This is a genomic window from Pedobacter sp. (assembly GCF_045628745.1).
Taxonomy (GTDB): Bacteria; Bacteroidota; Bacteroidia; order Sphingobacteriales; family Sphingobacteriaceae; genus Pedobacter.
In genome coordinates this window covers 1-4,981 of record NZ_JAZQPU010000294.1, presented here as the reverse complement: position 1 = coordinate 4,981, position 4,981 = coordinate 1, and the positions used below count along the sequence as shown (strand labels likewise).

General features: G+C 39.2%; 5 protein-coding genes. 3 read left to right on the top strand and 2 right to left on the bottom strand.

Annotated features, from left to right (window positions below; translation table 11 throughout):
* Positions 1 to 760: 760 nt before the first annotated feature.
* The gene (locus tag ACR2F7_RS10915) at positions 761 to 2,134 is read left to right on the top strand and encodes a MutS-related protein (protein WP_432713595.1); all 1,374 of its coding nucleotides are present in this window, start codon (positions 761 to 763) and stop codon (positions 2,132 to 2,134) included.
* A 12-nt stretch (positions 2,135 to 2,146) separates the two neighbouring features.
* A complete protein-coding gene (locus tag ACR2F7_RS10910) occupies positions 2,147 to 2,329 on the top strand; it encodes a hypothetical protein (protein ID WP_432713594.1) in 183 nt (60 codons plus the stop codon).
* Here ACR2F7_RS10910 and ACR2F7_RS10905 read toward each other — a convergent pair.
* A complete protein-coding gene (locus ACR2F7_RS10905) occupies positions 2,326 to 3,399 on the bottom strand; it encodes a glycoside hydrolase family protein (RefSeq protein ID WP_432713593.1) in 1,074 nt (357 codons plus the stop codon). The genes ACR2F7_RS10910 and ACR2F7_RS10905 overlap by 4 nt on opposite strands.
* A 249-nt stretch (positions 3,400 to 3,648) precedes the next feature.
* On the opposite strand from ACR2F7_RS10905, the gene ACR2F7_RS10900 reads away from it, so the two are divergent.
* Positions 3,649 to 4,113: a helix-turn-helix domain-containing protein gene (locus tag ACR2F7_RS10900; RefSeq protein WP_432713592.1), complete on the top strand. Its 465-nt coding sequence runs from the start codon at positions 3,649 to 3,651 to the stop codon at positions 4,111 to 4,113.
* A gap of 103 nt (positions 4,114 to 4,216) precedes the next feature.
* Here ACR2F7_RS10900 and ACR2F7_RS10895 read toward each other — a convergent pair whose 3' ends face one another.
* On the bottom strand, positions 4,217 to 4,924 hold the full coding sequence (locus ACR2F7_RS10895; protein ID WP_432713591.1) for a DUF2490 domain-containing protein: 708 nt from the start codon (positions 4,922 to 4,924) through the stop codon (positions 4,217 to 4,219).
* Positions 4,925 to 4,981: the final 57 nt, after the last annotated feature.

Sequence of the window (4,981 nt, the reverse complement as noted above, 5' to 3'; positions counted from 1 at the left end):
GCATTGCAGCATTCGACAAAACAAAAGTATCTCCTTAAAAATGTTCGAGGGTATCAAACCGATAAATTAAGGGATCAAATGTTCAAAAATCATCATGAAGTTGGCGGATGAAGAAAAACAGCGCTCCATACCGAACTTGGGGAACAATTTGTTGCATCATTATAGAAACTGACGGTCTTCAACTTGGAAGAGCTATATGGTTTTGAAAACAAAAATTTTTCAAAATGAAAGAGCACATTAAAGAGCTATTAGGACGTTACCAGGATAGCGAAGAATTACAAGAAGAGGCCGCTTTTAGGGTTTTGTTTGGTTGTGAAGACATTCATGAGATTGCGAGATCTTAAGCGTCCCAAGCACCTACTATAGCAGCACAGGACATGCGGCCACATGCTTGTCGGCTTTGGGTGAGTCCACGGTGAGTCCACCATGAGTCCACGGTGAGTCCACGTTTACCCAAACAAAGGGTGGACTGAGGGTGGACTCACCGTGGATCGGATGCGCTGTCATCATAACGTGTCTACAATCCATCATTTAACAGACCAATTCCTCCCGCTTGAATCACTGCAGATCTCTCTTCTATGCCGTATTATTTTTTTAGTACAACGATCAACTATAAGCTGCGTTAATAAAAATTAGGTTATATTTATTATTGCAAGGACTCTTCATTCGCCCATTATAAAAATCGTTTGATACTTAAGATCTTTCTTGCTCTTTTTTCTTGCTCTTTTTCTTGCCTGCTGCTTTTTTTTAATAAAATGATATGATCCAATTAAACTCTCCTCCGCTAAGCACATTTAAAATAGACCAGCAATCCCTTAAAGACCTGAATATATTTTCGGGCACATCTGGTTCAGTTTTCAATATATTTAAGGCGACACGAACTATTGGGGGCAGAGAAAAACTTAGAGAAATGATGGATAGTCCTTCCTCAAACATCAATGTGCTCTCTCAAAGAAAAGATGCCATAAAGTATTTCCATGACCAACAGCTTGAAATAGAACTCAAAAATGAGCAATTGGATCTGATAGCTTATTATTTGAAATTTACGAAAAGGTACTCCAGAAACAACCTCCTGGATGCTGTCGTTGATTTCATCAAATCGAGGTCAACCAATGATTATTACATCATTAAGACTGGTATTAAAGGTTTAATAGCGCTTGTACAATACATCCAAACTTTTCTGGACAACTCTTTAGGAGGCGATATTCCACCCTACTTAACAGAACTTTCAGCGGGTATTCATGAAATTATTGACTCTAAAAATCTAAAACACCTCCTTAAGCTCAACAGTAAAAAACTTAATTTTTACCAGATTAATCGTCTTGACTATTTATGCAGAGGCAAGGAAAGAAAAAAGCTTAAAGCGTTGCTTGAACTGATCTATGAGTTTGATGTTTTTGAAACTGTTGCCCGGGTGGCAGTTGAAAAAGATTTGTGTTTTCCTGAATATATAGCCTCAACAGAAATGTATATAGCAATAAGTGGACTAGCACATCCAAAATTAGCCCATCCGGTGACTAATGATCTCACTTTAAAGAACGAAAAGAATATGGTTTTACTAACGGGATCTAACATGGCGGGAAAATCTTCTTTTCTCAAGTCTTTAGGTATAGCACTCTATTTATCGCATATTGGGTTTCCAGTTTTTGCTAAAAAAATGGAAACTACTATTTTTAATGGATTAATTACGACCATTAACCTGCCCGATGATATTAATAATGGACTAAGCCACTATTTAAGCGAAGTGAAGAGGCTTAAAGAAGCGGCTAGCAGTTTATTGGAGCAGGAAAACATGTTTATCATGTTTGATGAGTTATTTAGAGGGACAAATGTAAAAGATGCTTTCGATGCCTCTTTAGCGGTTATTTCGGAACTGTCTAAGGTTAAAAACTCTGTTTTCTTTATCTCCACGCATATTGTGGAATTAGCAGAAAAGTTAGAAAACTTCAATAACATTTCCTATAAATATATGGAAACCCTGCTAGAGGAAGAAAAGCCAATATTTACATACAAATTAAGAGAAGGCGTAGCTCAGGAACGTGTGGGGATGTACATTATTAAGAATGAAGGTTTATTGGAAATGATCAAACAGGCATATCATGTCCAGCAGGTCAAATTAAAGCAACACACCTGATGAAAAACCACCTTGGCTCCTGAACAGGTAGCAGAAAAATTAGTAAGGCATAGTGAAGCGCTTGGTGGTGTTGACCGGTTTGCCTTCCAGATGGATAATGCCGGATTGACACATTCGCAATTGATGAACCCTATTGAACTTATAGGTTCTAAGGTTATTGCCTTTGGTAGTTCTCAGACCCAACCACTTGCTTAATGCTCTATCTTAAATATAAAGGGTGAAGCAGTCATGTATTTCCCACCTTGCGATGTTGTAAACAGGTATGTAGGCTTGCCATCTTTGAGTAGTATTTGCGGTCGTTCAAACCTGCCATATTTTCTCAGGTGCGGCGCTGGAGGCGGCTGATTAATGTAATGTGGCGCGTCGTAATAAGCAATTTCGGGTTTGCTCCATTTAGTGCCATTTTTAGAATTCATAAGCAAGCCATATTCATGGTTATAAACGCCCATATCTCTGCAGATCATGTTTAGGCTGTTATTTTCTGTCCATATAAATGCATCTTCCATTTGGGCATTATCGCCCTTCCCACTAAAATCAATAACAGGGTTTCCACTGTATTTTATGTAAGGACCTTCGGGCTGATCAGCGATGGCAAGACCATATTTACGGTTTCCCCTGATGGTTGGATGTTTAGATTCCTGATATTCCTTGCTATTCCATGATTTATAAAACAGCAGGTATTTGCCGTCATGCTTAACGACTGCAGGATTGGTGGTGCAATGGTCATCCCATGCACCGGTATCGCCGGGAAGAAGTAAAGGCTCGTCAGGTCGAGCCCATGGTCCATTTAATGAAGGCGCTGTAGCCAGTCCAATACGCTTGGTATCGGTTTTGCCATTAGAAGTTCCCATAAAGAACAGGAAATATTTACCATCCAGCTCGGTGATAAATGGATTGTGACAAGTTGTTGCATCCCAGAAACCCAGTCCCCGAGGTGCTAAAATAGTCTCGACATATTTAAATTCAGACTCAGGGGTATCTGCTATCGCATGACAAATTTCACAGCCGTTCAACCAGCCTCCCATTCCTTTTTTAGCCACCCACCTTGAAAAGAAGAGGTGAACTTTACCATCAGGGCCATAAATTGGACTATTGCACCATACATAATAACCTTCCATCTCCAGGGCACGGCCCACAGGTTTAAGCTTTTTGGCAAATGCTGATACTTTGCCGGTATCCAAGCCTGCTGCAAAACTGAATTCCGGCATCAATAGCAGCGCAGAGGCTAATACACTATTTTGAATAAAATCTCTACGTTTTATCATGTTGGGCTGTTTCACAATTCGGCTAATGAGCGTTAATTAATTAGGTTTCATATTATGATTAGCAATATAGGCCTTTCGGGTAGCTTTTTAATAAAAAATAAGTCAATTTATGGCATGTTCAGCATGCAGCGTATGAAGCTCAAAATTTTCAAGCAGCTTAGATTTGCGCCTACACCTGGGCGCCAGTTTCGCTGTATGCAAACAAAGGGGAATAAAGTACTGTTTATTTCCTACACTAATAAAATTTATATGATGAGCGTAATCCCAGGCATAGAAAAGCTAAGCACCTTATTAGAGGCAGATCAATTAACAAAATTGGAAAAAGCCGCAGAGAGACATCAAACACAGTCAAATATTACCTTTTCTATTCTCACCCTAACAGAAAATACTCTCCATATAGAAACTACACAATCAGAAAACCGCTCGGGTAAATATGCCAGCGAGGCTACGCTGGTTAAAAGAACACATGAAGTATTTGACAAATGGCTGCCAAATTTCGATATCCAGATCAGCGCTGCACCATTTCTACCCTCTCCTACCAGCGTAGTGAATACTGCATGGCTGGAAAGAAAGATGTTAGAAAAAGGTGTGAGGATTAAACAAATTGCCTTTGAAACAGGCATCGACAGGGAAAGTATTGCCGAATGGATTTCAGGAAAAAGATCCATGAGTCAGCTTGTAAAAGCAATGTTTTATTTTTATTTGAGCAAGTAAAATTATATATAGCTATGCGCTCATGCACGATTAAATGAGCTCCTATTCTTAGGTTCCCCTAAATATTTATATTTTACTACTCACACATCATTCCGCGATTCCTTTAGAATCTGGTATATAAAGCTACCTGAACTATATGATTCCTGGTATTGTTAGTTTTACCGTTGATGGATTGGTTCATGTAACCAGCTTCTAAATCGACCTTGGGGCTAATGCGGTATCCCGCAGCGCCATAAACCCGGTTCTGGTCAAACAAACTGCCATTGAGCTCCTCTTTATTTTGAACATTCAAAAACACCTCATTTTGAAGTGCTACAAATACACCTTTTTCGAAGCTGCCGTTAACTTTGTTCAAAGGAGCCATCAACCTTAAAAAGTAGCGTGCACGTTGCGAAAAAAGATCATCTGCACCCTGCCGCTCCATAAATCTTTGTTCCAATCGAAACCTATGGCTCACATTGATAAAACTGAGTTTATGTTTATAAATATACTGCTCCCAAATCCTGTTTTCAACCAGGGTATTGTTAGGATGTCCAGCTGACTTTACAAACGTTGGTGAATATAAGTAGCCTAACGTAACATCACTGCTTTTATTGATATAATAGGTAATACCAGGTCTGACCAATAGATTTTTTACGCCATCCCAATTGTCTTGAGATCGAAGTTGGACATCAAAATGCATCCCCCACTTGTCGTTGAACTTTGTACTGTTCATTAAAAAAAGCCAGCCAGAATTTTGGTCAACAGTTTGGGCTTTGATCGCAAAACTCATGGCAAAAAAAGCCAGGCACATCAGTAAATACTTACGCATATCGGTTTTTAATTTTCCTGCAATTTATCATTTTTCTAAAAAAGCCGACATTGTGCA